Here is a 20,614-nt window from a genome sequence, read left to right as displayed (position 1 = left end):
AGTACAATACCGAACTCATGTCCTAAAAACTCTCTAACGCAACGATCTGTCTAACTCTATAAAATTAGTTCATAATATACGATTTTTCTTATAGAAATATAGCACAGCAAACATTAGCATAATACCAATTACGTAAAAAATTGTTGTTCCACTCCCACCAGTATTAGGAATTACCCAGTTATTCTTCGCATTTTTCACTGTTATTTTTTGTGTCTTTACTGCTTCTGTAATTTCTATTTCTATTGGATCTCTAAGTAACATGTATCCGTTCGGTGCTTTTATTTCTTTAATCGTATACTTTCCAATTGCTAATTGGTTGGAAATCACCTTTCCTTTTTCATCCGTTATTAATCTACTAACTTCTTTCCCTTCTTTATCTAACACTTGAAATACAGCGCCTTTTAGCTTTAATTCACTATCCATATCATCAACTTTTTCAATTTCAAATTGCCCAGTCGGATCTGGCAATTTCTTATTTCCTATTTTAATTTCTACTACTGCATCTTTTTCTATTTTTACAGTTATTTTTTCTTTTAATAATTCGTAACCTTTAGGTGCTTCTACTTCCACTAAGGTATAGTTTCCTATTGGTAAGTCTTTTGATATTGCTTCTCCTTCTTCATTTGTTACTAGTTCTCCAACTATTTTTCCTTTTGAATCTTCTATTTTAAACTTTGCTCTTGCTAGTTTTTTATTTTTATCACTTATGTCTACTTTCACAAGCTTCATTTTCCCCATTGGATCTGGCAATTTCTTATTTCCTATTTTAATTTCTACTACTGCATCTTTTTCTATTTTTACAGTTATTTTTTCTTTTAATAATTCGTAACCTTTAGGTGCTTCTTTTTCCACTAAGGTATAGTTTCCTATTGGTAAGTCTTTTGATATCACTTCTCCTTCTTCATTTGTTACTAGTTCTCCAACTATTTTTCCTTTTGAATCTTCTATTTTAAACTTTGCTCTTGCTAGTTTTTTATTTTTATCACTTATGTCTACTTTCACAAGCTTCATTTTCCCCATTAGATCTGGCAATTTCTTATTTCCTATTTTAATTTCTACTACTGCATCTTTTTCTATTTTTACAGTTATGTTATCTTTTAATAATTCGTAACCTTTAGGTGCTTCTTTTTCCACTAAGGTATAGTTTCCTATTGGTAAGTCTTTTGATATCGCTTCTCCTTCTTCATTTGTTACTAGTTCTCCAACTATTTTTCCTTTTGAATCTTCAATTTTAAACTTTGCTCCCTCCAATTTTTTATTATCATTATTACTATCAACCTTTTTTATTTTTACTTTTCCTGTACTAGGCTTGTTCCAATGTTGCCAGTTAAATTTGAAATTGTGAAATTCAAATCCACCAGTTTGTTGTACCGCACCGACAAATGCTTGTCCATTAATCGAACCGCCTTTTGTTTCTAATACAGCATTGGGAGCAAACACACTACCAACGACACCATATCCCTCTGTTATAATTTTTTTCGCATTTGGAAAAAACCAAATCACTTTCCCATATAGCTCAGTAAACGGGGAATTAGGAGAATATGGTTGTGATGTAGGAACTATATCTGTAGCCCTTCCAATATTGTTCTTGTCATATAGAATAGACCCATTTTTAAATGTAACCTCTGTTGCATCCGAATACATAACAATAAAATCTTTGTCCTTAGCATTTGGTAAAAATACATCTCTTATATCTAAATTAATTTTCCCTGTCAATTCTGATGAAACATAAATATTAGGATTGTTTATATCTTTTCCGATTCCATGACTCATATTTGGAATTGGGGTATTCGTTTTATATTGACCTGCATTTTTACTGACTTGGTTCACTATATTGCGAAATTCATTAAATTTCGCGTCAATTTCTAGTTTTTCTTTATAAACGATACGATCATAAGAGGATTGTATGATGCGATCTGGATCACTCTCTTTTGTCATTACGACTATTCCGTTTTGAATGATAAAAGATTCTTCTCTTGATTTCTTAAATTTTCCAGACAATAACAAGGACGGATATCCCTCATCACCCCATTTTTCACCTACTATATTAGATGTTCCCGCTGCAGCACCTACAATCGTATACCCCGATGCATCCATATCACCTTGAACCGCAATTGCTCCTTCAATGTCGCCACCTATTGCTTTATGGTTACCAAAGACAACAGCATTATAACGCGATATATCTCCTAGACCTTCTAAGTTAGTCGTGGATCCATATGCTTCTTTTGGTACATATACGACAAAACTTACACTTAACATTAACAAAACAATAAAATGAATACTTACCAGCTTTAATCGTAGCCTCAATTCCTTTGTTCCCACCTTTACCGTATTTTTTCTATAGTCGAATAAAATGAAATTTTTATTAATGATGATTTACTTCAATCCCCTATATACCTTCTTTACTTATCTCTGAATTTACGGTCCCACTTCCCATTAATGCGGGATAAATACATACATTCTATCGAGTAAACCTTTTCTTATAAATTACGACTAGAAACACACATAACAATAGGAGTGGAACTATTACAGTCCACTTATTAAACATAAATATCTCTGTACTCACTTTTGGTTTTTCTTTCTCGTTTAACTCCACACGCTCACCTCGAACTAGCAATCTATTGGTGTTTACTCCATAAGGCGTACACGTAATTAAAGTTGTATAATCTTTATTTTCTACAATTTGTAGATCTTCCATTTCGTGTGGTAACACTACTTTAATTTGATCTACTTTATAAGCAAGAACTTTGTCTAAAGAATGAATATAAAAAAGATCTCCTTCACTCAACTTATCTAAATCTGTAAATAATTTTGCTGATGGTAAACCACGATGCCCTGTTAAAATAGTGTGCGTATTTTCTCCACCTACCGGGAGCGAAGAAAAATCTAAATGACCTATCCCGCGACTTAATACTTCCTCAGAGGTCCCTTGATAGATTGGCAGTTTTATATTAATTTTCGATATTTCAATATACCCCATTACATCTCCTAAATTTAACGCATCAGCATACGCTTGATGATTACTTTTTTTTTCAGAAAATGGATCTGTAAATGTTTTCGCAGAAGTTTGAACTTGTTTATTATATTCGGCTGCTTCTTTTTCCCTACGTTCGACTTCTTTCTTTTGTAATGCTTTAATCTTCTTATCGTAAGAGCTAATCTCAGAATAATGTGCACGGGTCGCCAACCAATTACTAATAGTAGGATATAAAAAAATACCTAATCCAAATAAGAAAATACCTCCCAAAACAAGATTTCGTTTCATATTTCCACCTCTGTATACGCTTAAATATCGAAAAGAGGAAAGCATTTTGCTTCTCCCCTTTTCATATGGTTACATGTTCCTAAAATCTTAATTTCTAGCAAACTTTTTTCTAAAGAAAACAAATGCCGCTGTAAGCATTAAAGTAAGGCCTATTACAGTAAAAAGAGTCGTTCCTATACCACCCGTTACCGGAAGAATCCATCCACTTTTATTATTTTCAATCGTCAATTTAACCGTTTGATTATTTTCACTAATCTTTACATCAATGGGGTCTTTTAATAATTGATAAGATGCTTTTGTACCATCTTCTTTTGTATATGTTGGTGCTTTCGTTTCAAAAATTTGATAGTCTCCATATGGAATGTTAGACCATTTAATAACACCATTTTCATCTGATACACCTGTTACTTCTTTTCCTGCTACGACAACTATTTTTCCATTATTATCTTTAAGTACAAACTCTGCACCTTTTAATTTATTCTTATTAGCACCATCAATTTTTGTTAACTCAATTATTCCAGTTGTCGGAATAACAACTACAGGTTTAGATTCCTTTTCTCCAATTACATCATTTTTATTTGTAAAATGTATTTTTGCTGTATTTAAAATTTCCGAACCAGATGGTACTCCTTCTTTTACTTGGGATTTAATTTGCAAATGAAATTCTTTTTTACCATCTAATTTTGTGAAATCTTTTACTGTAGCTGTTACTTTTTGACCTTCTATAGCTACCTCAACAACGTTTGCATTTACTTCTGCTCCATCAATTTTCACGATTGGCTTTCCTTGAATCACTAAACGATTATCCAAAGTATCTGTTACCACATATTTTTTGTATTCCTTAATGTCTTCTGGAATTAATGTTTTAATATCATAATTATAATTAGTTAACGGATTGATTGGTAACGCTTCCAATTTTCCGTTAATCTTTTTATCAATTGTTGGTTCTTCATAGTTTTTCACTTCTAATTTAACTACTGTACCAGAAGTAATAGTTCCATCTTCATTAATTGTTCCGGAGTTCTTAACAAAAAACTCACGTTTAGTTGGATCTATTACATAGCCTTTCGGAGCTTTTGTTTCTTGGAAATAGTATTCTCCATACACCAATCCTTGCACGCGAATATGACCATTAGCATCTGTTACTAACTCTTTTTTCACTTCTGTACCGTCTTTTTTAAATAAAGAGAATACTGCACCTGCTAATGCTTTTTCATTTACACCAGTTTTTATTAAATCAACTGCACCACGTTTAACCTCATTTTTAGGATACATGTGAACATCATAGTTTAGCACCTTACCCTCTTTATTCGTTAATGGGATATCTACTGTATACGTATTGGGATTTAGATTAACATGTGGAGGTCCTGCCACTTCTTTCACCTCATAACGTCCTAGCGGAAGATCTTTTAATACAGCTTGTCCGTTATCATCTGTTACTACTTGATTGGGAGTGGCTCCCATTACAGGTTTCACGTCTTCTTTTACGATTTTCCCATCGTTTGAAATTTTTTCAAAAGAAGCAACCTTTTTTACTTCAAACGTTACACCTTTTAATGGTTTCGCATCTTTTGGCACCTCTTGATTTGCAGAACCGTCACCTTCTAGTCCCTGCGCTCCATCTTTTTCTTGTTCATACTTATGAATCGTTAAAGTACCTTTAGATGGTGAATCCGCCTTTACTAATACACTAGACCATGTAGAAAATGTTAAGAAAAACACTAAAAGCACACTAAATATTTTTTTCATTTCTCTTATCCCCTTTACTACTTCTATCATTTTAAAAATTTCTTTATTACTATTACCTTCTTAAAAGCAATAGTGTGCCAAGTATCAGATTTAAACGAATAACATAAAACATAGTCGTCCAACAATCCATTGTTTACAATCACTTATTCACTTTTCTTATCTTCTATTATTACGTTGTCTCTCCACATGATATATGTAATTTTCTCCCCTAAATTACACTTATATCCCTATTTCAAGAATCATTACATTTGTTACACAATAGCTTTCACTACTAATTTCGACTAGTCACTTACTGTCAATCTATTCATTTCTCACTTCCTATCCCTATTTAAAATCCAATCTTAATCATTTTTTAATACATATAAGTAATAACCAACAAATAAGTGTGACGATTCATATTTTACGCTACTGTCCAAAACTGTTACCTGTATATTCAAATAATATGTGCTATTCATGTTAAATTATGGTATTATTCTTAGAAGTTTATAACTTTTATTTATATTTTTTATTAATAAAGGTTTTCCGTATCTACTTATGAAAAAGGAATATATGTTTATTTAACTATTACGCATAACTGTAAGGAGGAAGAATATGACTAAAAAACTCAGTCTAGTTGAGATAGAGTACATTTGCAATATGTTTTTTCAATCTTTCGAAATTCCAGTTTGTTTTTTAGATTGTAACAAAAATATTCTTTTAGAATTTAAATCAAAAAATGATTCACATTCGTTATATACATCAAAAATAGAAGAGTTACATATGCTTTTTCAGAGAAATGATACATATAATTCCCCCATCTTCAGAACTCACGAATATCTAGGGCACTTTATTTTAATTCACATAAAGAGCGATTATATGGTGAACGGTACTGTTATTATTGGGCCCTTGACACATGTGAATTCTTCTACAAGTAAAGCGGATAGTAACCTTAATTTTATTCCAAATTATAAAAGAACAAGAGACCATTATTTTTCATTGTCAGTCAAAGATCAAAATTTCTTTGTAAATATAGCGATATTGTTCTATAACATTCTCTATAAAAAAAATTCAGATGTAAGCACCTTTTCAAATAACAGTGACTCACTTCATATAAGTCATAGCAGCATCTTAAACGAAGATGTATATATTTCAATGCAAAAAGACGAATCCATTTATCATAATTTATATATAGAGCAGCAACTACTTAGTTCTATAGAACACGGGGATAAAGAAACCGTACTCAAATATTATTACGAATTCCAACAAGAGACTCTTTCATCTTTATCTTCATTCCATCAATTAAGACGTCATAAAAACATTTGTATTTCATCCATCACGCTCGCTACTAGATATGCGATAAAAGGGGGACTTCCATCTGGGATTGCTTACAAAATTTATGATTTACATATTCAAAGAACAGAAGATTTAAAAGACAAAGAATCTGTTTGGGATTTATTAAAAAATGCTTTTTGTACCTTTGCAGACCGTGTAAAGGCACAAAAAACACAGCAACATTCACAGACTATTGCTATTTGCAAAAACTACATTTTTAAAAATATTTACAATCCAATATCTGTTAAACAAGTTGCTAAATTTGCAAATGTGAATTCAGATTATTTATCTATATTATTTAAAAAAGAAGTCGGTATTTCATTAATTGAGTACATTCAACGTGAACGAATCGAAGAAGCAAAGAAATTATTAACTTTCACCACCTATCCTTTATCAGACATATGCGCTTCGCTTAATTTTAGCGATCAAAGTTATTTCACTAAAATTTTTAAAAAATTCACCAATGAAACACCTGGTAAATATCGAAAATCTCATGTTGTCATTTAGAGTGAAACTTCCATTAAAACAAAATGTTTTCAGTAACTCATCAATGGCAGATTAGAAGCACTCCCAGATTCATGAACTATAGGATTTATGCTTTTTCCAAACCAAAAAACACGTTACTATTCTTTTATTTTAATGAGAATAGTAACGTGTTTTTTATGTAATGTAGTTTTGTAGACAGAACATGATCCAACTACAAATTTTTATAGAAGCCAAATGCACCGCTTAACTACTAAAATCTTATTAAGTAAAAAATCCATATTTTGTTTTACTTACTTTCTACTTTATTTCTTTTGAATAATGAACTCTTTTCTTCAAACGAATGATCCCTACTATTATTTTTGTATCTTTCTAAATTTGCGAACAAAAGTGAGTACTGTGCCTGTAATAATCATCAATATGCCGATTGCTGCACTGTTAGTTGTACTTACACCCGTCTTTGGAAGCTCCTTATATGTATATTCTTTTTTATCGCTATTACTGTTGTTTGAGATATTACTCTTATTTTCCTTATTAGCAAGGCCATTAGCTTTGCTAGTTTCTTTATCTTTCACTAATACTTTTTGTATTGCATTTACCTCATTACCCACGGAATCTCTAACACTATATATTATTTCATAAGTACCAGCTTTAGTTGTATCTATAGTTCCTTCATACGCTACTTTAGAAATAAGGTCACCGTCCTCTTTATCAGTAGCTGATACCCCTACCAATGAATCAAATTGATCACCCTCAGTAATTGAAGTTGTAGCAGGTACTTTTAGTATTGGTTTATCATTTTTAACTTCTTCTCTAACTTTGACCGTTACAGTTTGCTTCGCCGTTACTTCATGACCTTTAGAATCTGTAACCGTGTACGTTAATACGTAAGTACCGGCTTTAGTTGTATCTACTTCACCATCAACTTTGATTTTAGAAGTGAGATCACCGTCTTCTTTATCGATAGCTAATACTTCTGCCATTGGAACAAATGAATCTCCAACATGAATTGTCGCTCCAACAGGCACTGTTAATTTAGGTTCTAAATCTGATGTTTCTCCATTTCCCTCTACAATTACAGTCTGTGTTGCCGTTGCATTCCGTCCTTGAGAATCAACAACCATGTATTCCACAATGTATGTACCTGGTTTTGAAGTATCTACATCGCCTTTATGCTTTACTTTATTTGTTAAATCACCATCTTCTTTATCAACAGCTTTTACATTTCTCATTGAATCAAACGTATCACCTACACGTAGTGTAATCGTAAACGGTACAGTTAACTCTGGAGCTTGGTTTTCTGCTGTTTTTTCGTTCTCTTTCACCGTTCCTGTAATTTTTGCCGCATCAAAAGCATTTTGGACTGCTTGAACTTCAATTGAGTTCGCTCCATATTTATTAGTTGCCACTTTAAGGCATGCCAATTTCAATTCAGAGAAATTAGAAGTCATATTTAATTCATCAGTATTTGCATAATAGAAAATATCAAACATTCTATCTTCACCAATACCATTTACATTTACACCGTTATGAGTACCACCTTGTGCCATTAAATACGCAACTTTATTAATAATACTTGAGTTAAAATGAACGCCTCCATAATCCTCTCCATTTAAATCATTATATTTACTATAATCATCCGGATACGGTAGTCCTTCTGAAAAATTAATTGCAGTTGGATTTTTCATATTACGAAAAGTCGATCCAGTTTGTTCTCCTATTGTCCAGTTAAATTCCCCATTATTTATGTATTTCTCTATAGCCGTTCCCATAATATCCGATAATGCCTCGTTAATTGCCCCAGATTCTCCTGAAAATTCAAGGTTAGATTCACTTGATGTAACTGCATGTGTAAATTCATGACCGGCTATATCGAACGCTTTTACCATGGGATCTCCATATAAAAGCATACTAATGTTATTAATATTAGTACTAAATGCATTCTCCCAATTTTCAGGATCATTTGTTCCTCCAGAATCCCATGCATGTACAACTGAAACTACTTTTTTTCCTTTATTATCAAAACTATTACGCTTATATTTTTCTTTATAAAAATCGTATACCTTTGTTGCTAAGAAATGAGCGCTTACCGCCTTTGGATCATTAAATGTTGTTGAAACACTAGTTGCTAGTATACCAGGATAATAACTTTCTTCATTTGTAATATCTCTATAATTTACATCATATGTCTCAATTCCTTGTCCTCTTGTGTAATCAGCAAGCGCATAATTCCCACTGGTCTGTTTAGAAATACCAAATGTACGAGTTACGCCTAAATCATCTTTTCCCGTTCCAGTTAATGATGTAAAATTGCTAGTTTTATTTTCCTTAACGGATTCAACATACTCTTCACTTATTTTCAAACTTGATTCTTGTACCATATCTTTTAACATTTCACCATTATGAGCATTCACTAAATAAGTTCCAGATACATAATTTGGTGTTGTAGCAGCAAATGTAACTTGATATGCATTGCTAGCCTGCCCATGATTTTCATCAACAAAAATAACTGCCTTAACTTCTGGCTCAGAAATAAATTTAGTATCGTTTCCGTACTTTTTATAAATATATTGTTTTGCTTCTTCTTTTGATAAATTAATAGGTTTCTTTAAATCTTCTTGTGTTAAATTTTGTGCGCTAGCTCCTGAAATGCTTTTAATAATACCTTTTTTATCTACGTGAGCAGTCAACTGGTGGCCATATACTTCTTTTCCTTCATATATTTGTTGCATGCGCACAAGTGTAGTTCCATCATAAGAACCACGTTTTTGAAGAACCTTGTAATCTACTCCTGTTTCTGCACTAACTTGTTTTGGAGACAAAGCATGCTCCGTATTTTCCTTAAGTGCATCTTTCACTACATTCTCTGGTGCCTTTTTTGATGGTTGTGTCAGATCACCTGTACGGAACGAATCCTCTTGAATTTCAACTTGCATTTGACCAGGTTCCTCTGCATGACCTACTCCATATGGTGTTACACTTGTTAAAACGAATCCTGTAGTTAATGCAACTATAGCTATTTCTTTTTTATTTCCCATGATATTTACCTCGTATAAATTTCTATTATTTATATGAAACTGCTAAAATGTATACAATCTATTCCTAACATAAAAAGATGACTTTTGTAATCTACAAAAGCCACCTCTTCAATATGTAATATCCCTAAAATGTTTTTAATACATAATTTCTATACGAACAGAAAAAAGCATTCATTAACGAGCATTTTGCAATACTTTTATTAGGTCATTTATATTTTCAACTTTCTGCTGAAACTGATCAAGTCTGCTATGTAACAATGAAGGATTTTTATCTTCAGTTGAAATAACTTGTTTTAATTCGTTTTCTAATTTATCATACATATCAAAGAAATTATCAAATTCTACACTTACAAGCTCTTCATTTTCGCGATAGAATCTTTTTGCTTCTATATAAGTCATATATGATTTATTTAAAAATCCTAATGAAATTAAATATTTAGAAGTGTTTTCTTGATAAATAGCAATATCACACGCTATTTTAATATCAGAATAAGTCTTTTGAACGAGACAATGCAATTCAAAAATCTTAAACTTTAATCCATTATTCATTTCATCCCCTCTCATCGTATCTATTCTACATAAAATTAGAATATTATACAAAGAAAATTATTAGCATGAAATTGACAATTTAAAAAATAACTTAAGGATAAACAAAATCCCTCTCATTATAAATTATAGTTGCGGAGCATTTACCAACGTAACAGCAAAATAAAAAGCGAAAAGAATAAATCTTTCCGCTCTTAGAGTAATAAATACATTTCATATTGCGCTAAAGAATTCTTTTCAAATCCACATTTCTTAAGAAAACCTTCCAGTAAATTATTGTTAGGAAACCCAATTGATAAACTTGATAAATTTAATTCTTCTCTTGCTATTTGTAATAATTTCATCCCAACACCAATATTTCTATAATCTTTGTCTACGAAAATAAAACTAATTTTACCTTGTTTATTTACACATAGAGAGCCTTTTAAGTCATTATCGACATATGCACCATAAAATACATTATTTGTTTTTTTGATATAATCAATATCATTTTGCCAATTTATATGGAAGTTTAACCATTTCTGAATTTCATCTTTAAAAGTTGGAAATTCTAATTGTTTTACTTCAATATCCTTACAATCTTTATTCATTATTTTAGTCAAATCATTTAAATTATAATAAGAAAGATCGTACACTTTTTCATAGCCCAACTTATTATAAAAATGAATCGCTCGGTCATTTCCTACAATGACTTCGAGAAAAAGTTGCTTACATCCATGTTGAATCGCCTCTTCTTTATGCAGTTCAAATAATTTTTGACTCACACCAATACCGCGGTAATTAGGATGAACCGCTAATGTTCCACAGCGCATAGTCTTAATACTTTCATAATCCTTTATACCACCTAGTATTACGCCAACAGGTTTGCCTTCTTCTAAAGCAAGAAAAGAATGTTCTAGCAAATTACCTTCTGGTCCCAAAAAACGTTGTATAAAATCCCCTTTTGAAACTTCCATTTTAATAATGTAATCTGAAAATCCAACTTTAAAAGCTTCATATACTAAATCAATATTTACATCACTACACCTTTTATATTGAATCATAATATAATTATGCCTCCAATTACTTATGTTAAAACCCTCTAACTATCTATTATTTACTACATTAATCTCATAAACACGTAAAAAGGCAATTAAATGCTCACATGCTCTTTCGCATGCTAGCATTTTAAAGATTTTTTGTTCTTCTTTCGTTTTATCATTTGCTTGATCTGAAGCAGCTTTTAAACAGAGAAATGGTTTTTTATTTATTTGACACACATAGGCGAAAGCTGCTACTTCTTGATCAACTGCCAATGCTCCATATACGGTATGGAGTAAATATCTCATTTCTGAACTACGAATACGTTGATCTCCGGATAAAAATGTACCGAAATGTATTGGATCATATGATCGTATTTTTTTTATTCTTCTTACAAGTGATTTTGTTGTTTCAATAGGTGCTGTTCTACCGTTATATAAATTAAAAACATCTTCCCCTGAGCCAGCTGCAGTAACATCGTGTTGTATTGCGTTTAGTGCCACTACAATATGACCGTTTTTCACCTTGTTTGATAAACTTCCGCATATTCCTGTCATAAACAACTCATCTGGCTGAAACTCACTAATTAACAATTGTACACAACTAGCGCAGCTTACTTTACCGACACCAGTAACAACTGATATAATTTCCAGCTCATTAATAGTATGAAAATGAAATTCCCAAGCTGCTCTTTTTTCAACACGTTCACTCGGATAATGTTGATGCAAATACGTCAGTTCTGGTTCCCATGCAGATACAATTGCAATACGTTTCATTACACGCTTCACTTCCCCTATTGTCATTTAAATAAGTTATCTATACTTTCTCGTTCATAATCTGGAATCCATTCTTTGTATTTCTTATATGAATCTCGTATTATTTCTTTATTCTTCGCAATTACTTCACATCCTCTATCATTATACATAAACATCACAATATCTTTCTTTGCATTTATGAGAAATACATCTGGATAAGAGATTTCTTTTTTTCGTCCAAATCGAAGATACAGATCAGAAAAATCCTCATGATTAGCAGCTTGTATCAGCGGTTCATATTTAATATCTTCCGCAAGACATTTAAAAGAAAATTGATATGTACAATATAAAGTGAAACTTTAATCAGTGGGGGGTCTTACTGCCCGGCAAATAGCGGGATAAATCTGCTTCTTCATCTTCAAATAAAAACGGTAACGTTTCTTATCTTATATGAAATCTTAAATCTCTTTGCTTAATATATTTATTGTATATATTTATTTTCTGTGAAGTTTTTATGTTTTCCTTTTTAAATCTATAAACATTTGTCACTACAAACACTACATCTTCTTTTGAAAATATGTCTTCAAAGTTGAGAAAAGTATTCCATATTTAAATCGTCGGTTCCTTCTACAATTTGATATTTATCTTTTCCGAAATCAAAATGTAAATGATTTTCCCACTGAGAATATAAGTAGGATCCTAATGTAACTCCTGGAAATGTTTGATTCATATATTCTTTTAATTGCATTTCCTTGTCCTTTCTACTGTACAATTCTTTTTAAATCCCAATATGCTTCTTCTAGCCACGGATGTATAACTTTCAATGTATCTTTCCTTTCCCACAAATATGAAATATATACAAAAGCTGCTTTTTCCAAAGATTTTCCCAATTCTTTTTTTATTTCTATTAAATATGGTGGTGTCCCTTTTTGATCCCATTCTATTTTATCTGCAACAAATAATACTAAATCCATCTTCGTTGCATGTTTACGCAACGTTGTATGGCAACAAATTGCATTTAAAATCTCTTCATCTTCGACTTTAAATATTTCTTTTGCGATTACCCTCGATAATTTTTGATGAATAATCATAGGAAACTTTCTTTCCGCTTCCACTATTGCTACACCAAATTCTTCAGCAACTGCAATCCGCTCCTCGTTTGGAAAAATGCCACTAATATCATGTAAATATCCTGCAATTGCTGCTTTTTCTTTATCTACGTGAAACTTTTCTGCAATCTTTTTTGCCTCATTTGCCACACGAATTGAATGTTTATATGTAAACTCTTTATTATATTTTAGTAGAAAAGCTTTAATATCATTGTCTATTTTTCCAGTTAGAGTAAATGAATATATATCATTACATAACATAGAAAATCCCCCTTATAACTAACTTTCATTATAATGTAGAATCTAAATATCCTTGTTATTTTATATTCGTTATTAATCTTTTTACTCCTTTTTAATACGTTACATGAAATTTTATACATAATCATCGCTACAAGTACATAAATGTTTGATATTATAGTAATGTTGATGATTTGTAAGGAAAGGAACTACACAATGAATAAAAATATATTAATTATTGATGATGATAAAGAAATTGTTGAATTACTTGCTGTTTATTTGCGAAATGAAGGCTATAACATTTATAAAGCTTATGATGGCGATGAAGCATTGCAAAAGGTTTCTACATATGAAGTTGACCTTATGATTTTGGATATTATGATGCCAAAACGAAACGGATTAGAAGTTTGTCAGGAAGTGCGTGAAAATAATACTGTACCAATTCTAATGCTTAGTGCAAAAGCAGAAGATATGGATAAAATATTAGGCCTTATGACAGGTGCTGATGATTATATGATCAAACCATTCAATCCATTAGAATTAGTAGCTAGAGTGAAAGCTTTATTACGAAGATCCTCTTTCCAAAATGCTACTTCGCAAAAGAATGAAGATGGTATTATTCGTATTCGCTCTGTTGAAATACACAAACATAATCATACAGTTAAAGTAAATGGAGAGTACATTAAACTAACCTCTATTGAATTCGATATTTTATATTTACTTGCGAGTAATACAGGAAGAGTATTTAGTTCAGAAGAAATTTTCGAACGCGTTTGGAATGAAGATGGTTATGGTTCAAATAAGACGGTAATGGTCCATATTAGCAACTTACGAGATAAACTTGAAACAGTAATAAATGGAGAAAAATTTATTCATACTGTTTGGGGAGTTGGCTATAAAATTGAGAAATGAAGCATTTGATATATTAAAAGATATTCCTAAATGGAAACTTATTTTTTGGCTTTTATTAGCTATCACACTCACTCCTATTACTGAATTAATTATTTATCGCCTCGTTACGAGTGTAATTGAAAGTTCACTTACTCTAACCGAACTCGGTAAAGAATTCATTCGAATTTTTGGTTATGAAAAGTATAAAGGGATTAAAGAGTCTTTATGGATGATGATTGTATCTTATTTGTTTTTATTTTCTATTTTTTCATCCTATCTTTACATTTTTTATCGTCACGAGAAAAAACTTTATTATGAAACTTGTATAAAAAAAATGATAGAAGAAATTCGTTATATTGCAAATGGAAACTTCAATCATAAAGTTTCTATTGTAAATCATAATTATCTAGAAGAATTAGCAATCGGGGTCAATGAAATTGTTGAACAATTAAAAGTCTCCATTGATGAAGAAAGACAAGCTGAACAAGCAAAAAGTGAACTTATTACAAATGTATCACATGACTTACGCACTCCCCTTACCTCTATAGTTGGATACGTAAATTTAATCCATCATGATAATTATAGAGATGAAGTGGAATTGCGATACTATATTCAAGTCATTTACGATAAGGTAACTCGTCTTAATGCATTAATGAATGACTTGTTCGAATATACACGTGTTCAAAATAAAGAATTAAGCTTGTATTCTGTTCCTATTGATATTGTAGAGTTACTTGGACAATTAACTGTTCAATTCCGTATACAATTTCAAGAAGCTAATATAGAATGTCGGCCTTCTTTCCCGTCTCAAAAGCTCATGGTATTAGCTGATGGTGACAAATTAGTGCGTGTGTTTGAAAATCTTATTATAAACGCTATCGCTTATGGAAGCGAAGGTCGCTATATTGACCTTACTGCTTATGAAAGCAATAATATGATTACAATTGATATAACAAATTACGGACAACCTATTCCTAGTACGGATTTACCTCATATTTTTGAACGTTTTTATCGCGTTGAGAAATCTCGCTCTACAAACACTGGTGGATCTGGACTTGGATTAGCAATTGCAAAAAGTATAGTCGAATTGCATAAAGGAACAATTGAAGTATATAGTGATGACGAAAAAACAACATTCACTGTAAAACTACTCCCATACAAATGTTAATATTACAAATAAAAAGTTCAATTTCTTACCATATAAGAAATTGAACTTTTTCCATAATTACCCTAAATTTAATAATCCTTTATAATTCTTTAGAAATTCTTTACCTTTTCTTTCTTCCTAATTAAGCATTCCTTTTTACAATACTATTATTGATGTCATAATAGGAGGATCGCTTATGCAATTCTTAAAGACATTCGCTATTTTATTATTATCTTTTTTTATTACTGCACTTATCGTTTTATATTTTTATCTTTATGTAAATGGTCCGATTATTCAAGCTAAATCAGCTATTTTAATAAATGCTAATTCAGGTGAAATTGTTTATAAAAAAAATGAAGAAACTCCAGTACAATCAGCTGCTTTATCTAAATTAATGACAGAATATATCGTATTGGAGCAACTAAATGATAGAAAAATACAGTTAGATGACTTAGTACAAATAAGTAACGAAGTTTTCCGAGTAGAAACAAGCCCTATACAAGTAACATCGAATGATAAAACAACGGTTCGTGATTTACTTCATGCATTGCTACTGGCAGGGAATAATCGTTCTGCACTCGCCCTAGCAGAACACATTGCTGGAAATGAAGATAACTTTACAGTATTAATGAATAAAAAAGCAAAAGAACTAAAGTTATTACAACCATCTCCATTTCTAAACTCTACTGGAATTAATAATAATACAAATAAACAATCAACTACAACAGCGATAGACGCAGCTAAACTAGCAGCACGATTAGTAAAAGATTTTCCAGATGTATTGAATATTACGAAACTAACCTCTTACCAATTTACCTTCAAAGATTCCCAGGTTTTCAATACGAATAAAATGATATATTCCCTTAATGAAAACATTAAACTTCAAGGTGTTGATGGCTTACAAACTAGTTTTTCAACTAACGGTAATTATAGTTTTGTCAGTACAGCAAAACTTGGAGATACTAGACTAATTTCAGTAATATTAGATGCAGATGAAGAAAACATTTCATTTATTGAAACAAAAAAGTTGCTCCAGTATGGTTTTGATCCTTCCTCGTACTCTGCACTCCAAGCTTTTAAAGACGCCCTTACATCTTGGACAATATTGCTTCAGTTTAAAAATTTAATTATACAAACTATAATGATTTTTTTAATCATTACCACCTTAATGTTTTTACATATACGTCAGAAAAAATCCGAGGATTTCAATTAAGAAATCTTCTTATATATATAAAACCGACTTGCGCTTGAGATGCAAGTCGGTTTTTAATTCTATCATCCTCTTCCAAGCAAATTTGCTGAAACTGGTTGCAAGTTTAACTCTCTCGCCCATATAGATAGCTGACCAATATGATAAATTTCATATCCCATTACATGTCTTAAAACCTATGTTTTTTGAGGCATACATCCATCTCTGTTTCCTTTCGTTGTGTTCGTTTGTTTAGTTTAAATGGGTTAATCTATTAATTCTATTAAATCCAACAATTTAACTATTACACTTTAAAGTTCTACTCATATACTATAGTAGATTACTAGAAAGGAGGCTTAACTATGGATAGTTGCGTTGTATTTGTAAACGGACAACCTTTTTTAGTTCTTTCAGTAGCTGGTATTGAAATTGCTAGATTAGAGATTTCCCTTCAAGTAGCATTAGCTCTAAGAGTGCTTGGGATACCAATCTGTGATTAATTACCAAATTAAAAGAAAAAGAGGGCATTAGCCCTCTTTTTTTATTTTCCTCATATATTTTCTTAACAACAAATAAAATTTTAATTTTTATATTGTAAGGAAATTCCGAAAAATAAACTCATTTTATTCAATAAAAAGAGCACCACCCATACCTCATTATCCGTTTCTAAAAAATTAGAATTCGATTAATTACAAAAAAATTTAAATATACGAACGTTACATAAAATACTTGTTAGAATAGCTGTCCTTCACACTATTTATTTCGCAGACGTTATATAATCAAAGCACCAATGATTAACTTTTTATACGGCTTATTTTAAGTGTGCTAGCATTCTAGGCTAGATGATCATGACTGCAAAAAAAACTTCAAGTTCTCGTTTATATAAATCAGATAACGCTTTCACTTTTTGAATCGATTGATAATCTTTAAATCGCGGTTCGCTATCTTCTTCTCCTTGAAGAGCACTAATCCAACTATACTTGAAATCATGTTTCTAACATACCCCCAGTTTGCAAAGTAAATCTTCCTCTCAAAGTTGTTCACACCACTTAAACCAATCATCTCTTACTTGCCAATTATATTGAAATAAAGTGTACACATTTCTCTCTCCCTTACTTCAATTATCCACCTAACAGCATCTGTTATATAATGTGGTTCATCTTTTTGAATATAATGACCACTTTGTTCTGCAATTATTAGTTTATTTTTGTTTGATAATCTTAATAATTCTTCTTGCAATTGTAACCATTTTATTTGTGCATCTTGCGAATAAAAAGCTTTTTTACCAGCAGCTAACACGACGAGTGGAATATCTCTCGTCGACTGACAATATTTATCTGCTTCACCCAGACTAAACATAAACTCTTCATAAGAACTTTCATGTACAAATTGTTTATAGTAAGCTTCTTGAAATTCTGGAGACATGATTGGCAAAAATGCTTCTTTATAATTTTCTGGTGTCGAATCAACCAAAACTATTCCCAACATATCTTCAGGATAAAAATCAGTAAATAAACGTGCATTTATACCACCAAAAGAATGTCCTACAAAAATATAAGGTGGCTTCAGTTGTAAAAGATTTAAGCATGTTCTCAAATCTTTTACCATTTCAGAACTAATACGTTTCTTGGAACTCTTCCCGCTTTTGCCTAATCCAGCCCGATCGTATGTAAGTACCGTACCATATTCCGTCAGTTCTTCAGCAGTTTGATTCCATGCCTTCGAATAATCACCATAGCCTGATTCCAATATAATAACAGGCTGCTTCTTCTTTCCTTGGAATATTTTCGTATACATTTTAAAATCAGCAACTTGTATATATTCCTCTATACATTTAACCATTGACAATCACTTCTCTTCGGCCAAGTTCCTCTACAGCGTGATTAATTATTTCACTTACAGATAAAGAACCATCCAATATGATATCTGAATTCGGCTTAACAGTATGAATTGCCTCTAAATAAGCTTTTCTCGCATATGTCATGTAATGTTCCAAATCATTATGTATTTCATCTATTGTACCTTCCTTAAAATCTCGCAAAATCCTTCTAGCCATCGCAATATCTAAAGGCGTATCAATAAATATAGTTACATCAATGAATTTTCGCATCTCACTATTTAAGTATGCAAAAGGATAATCTACAATAATATAGTCTAAGGTATTATTTTGTATAAGTTGCTCAATATCATGAATTAATGGTGTTAATACCCACTCGTCGTAATTCGCCCCATCATCAATCCATTTACAAATATCAGCAGGAGAGTTATCAAATGTATAACTATCAAAATATAGAGCTTTTGAGTTTTTAAACTTATGCTTTAATCTTTCTGTAATTGTAGTTTTACCTCCCCCTGAAACAGCTGCAATTGAAATTATTTTTGTTTTATTATCCACTATACCCACCAAGCCCCTTTGTTAACATAATATAATTATAAATTACTATTGTTGCTACTTCTTCCATTCATATTCTAACATACTCATTTCCCATAAATTCCAATACGTTTCTCCTACTCTTTTTGACTCTCTTAATAAGCCTTCTTTTACAAACCCTATTTTTTCGTAACATGAAATGGCCGATGTATTAAAATCATACACACCAAGAGTTACTCTATGTAGTTTTAATTCGTCAAAAGCAATATGAAGTACTGCTTTCATCATATGTTTTCCTATAGAACGTCCTCTCATCTTCGTATTACCAACTAATACTTTTCCAATTCTAGCGGACTTATTAATATTATCTATTTGCCCAAGCGAAATATGACCAATAACGTCTGAAGTCTCTTCATCTACCACTTTGAAAGCGAGTGTATTTGCACTTTCTATATACTTCTCTAATTGCTGTTCGTCTAAAGGGAATGTGAATGCATTTCCTGACCATTGTATTAGAAATTCTTCGGAATTAATCCAATTTATTAATTGTTTAAAATCAGATTTCTTAAAACTTTCTAGTTTAATCACTTCCTTGCTCCTTTCGTACATCATGCTTTATAACCTCAAACTTATTTCTATATAAAGAATATATTCTCCTTTTATATGAAATTAAAATAAAGCCATTCATGTGAATGGCTTTACAAAAAAGCAGCATAATTATGCTTTGTTTGCTACATCAATACCATTAAAATCAAAGTCAGCAGTAACCGTTGTAACAGGTGGGAAGATTGCTTCAATTTTACAAATGGAAATAATTACTCCAACCGATCCAGGAATAGCCGCAAGCCTAACTACATCACAACTGACAGACGAAACAGTACCTACATAAGTACGTCCCTCTGTATTAATTTGAACTGTTCGATTAATTAATTTCTTAAGTTCATCTCTAATTCCTTGTACACAAGAATTATCACATTTCTCATGCTGTTCTTTTTTACACTCTTCGAATACTTCCCAACAATCATCTTGTTTACATGTACACTTCTTTTTACAATTATTAAATCGAGAACCCAATACCTCACCCCCTAATCCTTTCTATTAGTAAAGTATGTCCACTAGCTTAAAAGGGTACGAGGCAAACACATAAAAAGAAAAAAACAAACAATTGTACCAAACTTTCTTTTCATTATTCATTATAAAAACAGACTTCTCCTAATTAAAAGCTTTTTAATGAGCGGCCGTGAATTTAGTCCTACTCCATTTAATGTTTAGACACCACTTTCTAAAACAAACCTTTTTTTAAAATAAGACGCCCCTTAAAAACACACTAGATTTTCCCATTAACTCACATATACATAGACTTTATTTGTGGATTTCCCATTTTTCATTGTGAAATATACATTTAAAAAGCGTACTCGAAAATAAGATATTATTTGTAATCAGAACATTTTCTTCAACAAGTGTTTATTGAAAAATACCATAACTAGTAGTAGTTCTCTCCAC

Annotated in this window: 17 protein-coding genes and 3 pseudogenes; 5 read left to right on the top strand and 15 right to left on the bottom strand. The window is 31.3% G+C overall.

Annotated elements, in window-relative coordinates; translation table 11 throughout:
* Positions 1-69 precede the first annotated feature (69 nt).
* The 3 genes from BLT20_RS23660 to BLT20_RS23650 form a co-directional block, all read right to left on the bottom strand.
* On the bottom strand, positions 70-2,307 hold the full coding sequence (locus BLT20_RS23660) for an MSCRAMM family protein (protein WP_090869579.1): 2,238 nt from the start codon (positions 2,305-2,307) through the stop codon (positions 70-72).
* Between the two features lie 154 nt (positions 2,308-2,461).
* Positions 2,462-3,265: a class C sortase gene (locus BLT20_RS23655; protein WP_002197786.1), complete on the bottom strand. Its 804-nt coding sequence runs from the start codon at positions 3,263-3,265 to the stop codon at positions 2,462-2,464.
* A gap of 87 nt (positions 3,266-3,352) precedes the next feature.
* Entirely contained in the window at positions 3,353-5,014 is a 1,662-nt protein-coding gene (locus tag BLT20_RS23650; RefSeq protein ID WP_000719298.1) for a SpaA isopeptide-forming pilin-related protein, read from the bottom strand.
* A 591-nt stretch (positions 5,015-5,605) separates the two neighbouring features.
* On the opposite strand from BLT20_RS23650, the gene BLT20_RS23645 reads away from it, so the two are divergent.
* Complete coding sequence (locus BLT20_RS23645) at positions 5,606-6,832, top strand: helix-turn-helix domain-containing protein (protein WP_000162828.1); 1,227 nt, start codon at positions 5,606-5,608, stop codon at positions 6,830-6,832.
* A 332-nt stretch (positions 6,833-7,164) separates the two neighbouring features.
* On the opposite strand, the gene BLT20_RS23640 is transcribed toward BLT20_RS23645, so the two are convergent.
* The 6 genes and pseudogenes from BLT20_RS23640 to yqeK form a co-directional block, all read right to left on the bottom strand.
* Complete coding sequence (locus BLT20_RS23640) at positions 7,165-9,846, bottom strand: M4 family metallopeptidase (protein ID WP_000527068.1); 2,682 nt, start codon at positions 9,844-9,846, stop codon at positions 7,165-7,167.
* Positions 9,847-10,020: 174 nt separating this feature from the next.
* Entirely contained in the window at positions 10,021-10,395 is a 375-nt protein-coding gene (locus BLT20_RS23635; protein ID WP_001059022.1) for a hypothetical protein, read from the bottom strand.
* Between the two features lie 191 nt (positions 10,396-10,586).
* A complete protein-coding gene (locus BLT20_RS23630) occupies positions 10,587-11,435 on the bottom strand; it encodes a GNAT family N-acetyltransferase (protein WP_000617039.1) in 849 nt (282 codons plus the stop codon).
* 42 nt (positions 11,436-11,477) lie between these two features.
* Positions 11,478-12,215 carry a 5'-methylthioadenosine/S-adenosylhomocysteine nucleosidase gene (gene mtnN, locus BLT20_RS23625; RefSeq protein WP_000151939.1) on the bottom strand — a complete coding sequence of 246 codons (738 nt, stop codon included), beginning with the start codon at positions 12,213-12,215 and terminating at the stop codon, positions 11,478-11,480.
* Positions 12,212-12,915 (bottom strand): annotated as a pseudogene (locus tag BLT20_RS30295) (DUF3885 domain-containing protein). Before BLT20_RS30295 ends, mtnN begins: the two are co-directional and overlap by 4 nt.
* A gap of 13 nt (positions 12,916-12,928) precedes the next feature.
* On the bottom strand, positions 12,929-13,537 hold the full coding sequence (yqeK, locus tag BLT20_RS23610) for a bis(5'-nucleosyl)-tetraphosphatase (symmetrical) YqeK (protein ID WP_000882439.1): 609 nt from the start codon (positions 13,535-13,537) through the stop codon (positions 12,929-12,931).
* A 192-nt stretch (positions 13,538-13,729) separates the two neighbouring features.
* Here yqeK and BLT20_RS23605 point away from each other — a divergent pair, with 192 nt between their 5' ends.
* The 3 genes from BLT20_RS23605 (at position 13,730) to BLT20_RS23595 (ending at position 16,764) form a co-directional block, all read left to right on the top strand.
* Positions 13,730-14,425, top strand: a complete 696-nt coding sequence (locus BLT20_RS23605) for a response regulator transcription factor (protein WP_001038807.1) — start codon at positions 13,730-13,732, stop codon at positions 14,423-14,425.
* The gene (locus BLT20_RS23600; RefSeq protein WP_001243307.1) at positions 14,415-15,572 is read left to right on the top strand and encodes a sensor histidine kinase; all 1,158 of its coding nucleotides are present in this window, start codon (positions 14,415-14,417) and stop codon (positions 15,570-15,572) included. The genes BLT20_RS23605 and BLT20_RS23600 overlap by 11 nt, the downstream gene beginning before the upstream one ends.
* 175 nt (positions 15,573-15,747) lie before the next feature.
* Positions 15,748-16,764: a D-alanyl-D-alanine carboxypeptidase family protein gene (locus BLT20_RS23595; RefSeq protein WP_073340092.1), complete on the top strand. Its 1,017-nt coding sequence runs from the start codon at positions 15,748-15,750 to the stop codon at positions 16,762-16,764.
* A 62-nt stretch (positions 16,765-16,826) separates the two neighbouring features.
* Here the strand turns inward: BLT20_RS23595 and BLT20_RS30290 are convergent.
* Positions 16,827-16,937 (bottom strand): annotated as a pseudogene (locus tag BLT20_RS30290) (damage-inducible protein DinB); the annotation flags it as partial.
* Between the two features lie 165 nt (positions 16,938-17,102).
* Between BLT20_RS30290 and BLT20_RS23590 the strand changes: the two are divergent.
* A complete protein-coding gene (locus BLT20_RS23590; protein ID WP_000376554.1) occupies positions 17,103-17,240 on the top strand; it encodes a DUF3956 domain-containing protein in 138 nt (45 codons plus the stop codon).
* 350 nt (positions 17,241-17,590) lie between these two features.
* Here BLT20_RS23590 and BLT20_RS23585 read toward each other — a convergent pair.
* From BLT20_RS23585 to BLT20_RS23565, 5 genes and pseudogenes are all read right to left on the bottom strand, one after another.
* Positions 17,591-17,839, bottom strand: a pseudogene (locus tag BLT20_RS23585) (damage-inducible protein DinB); the annotation flags it as partial.
* Complete coding sequence (locus BLT20_RS23580) at positions 17,806-18,582, bottom strand: alpha/beta fold hydrolase (protein ID WP_000237651.1); 777 nt, start codon at positions 18,580-18,582, stop codon at positions 17,806-17,808. The gene BLT20_RS23580 and the pseudogene BLT20_RS23585, both read right to left, overlap by 34 nt.
* The gene (locus BLT20_RS23575; RefSeq protein ID WP_000513268.1) at positions 18,575-19,144 is read right to left on the bottom strand and encodes a nucleoside/nucleotide kinase family protein; all 570 of its coding nucleotides are present in this window, start codon (positions 19,142-19,144) and stop codon (positions 18,575-18,577) included. The genes BLT20_RS23580 and BLT20_RS23575 overlap by 8 nt, the downstream gene beginning before the upstream one ends.
* Before the next feature lie 45 nt (positions 19,145-19,189).
* The gene (locus BLT20_RS23570; protein ID WP_000990082.1) at positions 19,190-19,723 is read right to left on the bottom strand and encodes a GNAT family N-acetyltransferase; all 534 of its coding nucleotides are present in this window, start codon (positions 19,721-19,723) and stop codon (positions 19,190-19,192) included.
* 105 nt (positions 19,724-19,828) lie between these two features.
* Positions 19,829-20,185 carry a hypothetical protein gene (locus BLT20_RS23565; RefSeq protein WP_000535577.1) on the bottom strand — a complete coding sequence of 119 codons (357 nt, stop codon included), beginning with the start codon at positions 20,183-20,185 and terminating at the stop codon, positions 19,829-19,831.
* Between the last annotated feature and the right edge of the window lie 429 nt (positions 20,186-20,614).

The organism is Bacillus sp. cl96 (assembly GCF_900100505.1).
GTDB classification, from domain to species: Bacteria; Bacillota; Bacilli; order Bacillales; family Bacillaceae_G; genus Bacillus_A; species Bacillus_A cereus.
This window is presented reverse-complemented; position numbering and strand designations above follow the sequence as displayed.